The organism is Desulfovibrio sp. SGI.169 (genome assembly GCF_050313595.1).
Taxonomy (GTDB): Bacteria; Desulfobacterota; Desulfovibrionia; order Desulfovibrionales; family Desulfovibrionaceae; genus Desulfovibrio.
The window spans coordinates 1-536 of sequence record NZ_JBNPLS010000087.1 but is presented as its reverse complement, the minus strand read 5'-3'; the positions used below and the strand labels follow the sequence as shown (position 1 = coordinate 536).

The following is a 536-nucleotide window of genomic DNA, read 5'->3' as shown; positions in this document are numbered from 1 at the left end:
AATTATTTATCTCTTGCTGCTGGCAATATGTGAGGGACAGAGAGAGAACGACTTGAGATCAATGGCTATATATGCTCTGGATGACATGAACTGGGCATTCCGCAGCGACGACAGCGCAATACGCACAAAATGCGTATTCACGACATGTCGTTCAACTGTTTCTAAACCCGATATGTAACTATATTATAGTAATAGTCAAAACCTATCTGCGATGTGCCGATGGTTCTGTCAACAATATGAAAATTTGCCTGATCCATCAATGGCCTGTTATCTTGCAACGGCAGCGTCGCAAGATAGTAATGGGCCTCATCGGGTATTCTGCCGGAATGGGCAATGGCATAGTCTATAGCGTCTATGGGGGAGATCATGACAAAAACCTCCTGCCGCCACATGATATTTTTTCAACGCTAGCAAAAAAACGCGATCACCGCTACCGGCCCGCTCCAGCATAATCTTCCTGCGATGTCGCCCGCAGACAGCGTTCTGCCTGAAGCCTGAACACGCAAAAGGGAGCTTGCATAGTTTGAGCATGTCAC

1 protein-coding gene is annotated in these 536 nt (G+C 46.8%); it reads right to left on the bottom strand.

The window, feature by feature from the left end; genetic code table 11:
• Positions 1–161: 161 nt before the first annotated feature.
• Positions 162–368 (bottom strand): hypothetical protein, encoded by a 207-nt coding sequence (locus tag ACQRA4_RS13910; RefSeq protein ID WP_427823639.1) that lies wholly within the window; start codon positions 366–368, stop codon positions 162–164.
• Between the last annotated feature and the right edge of the window lie 168 nt (positions 369–536).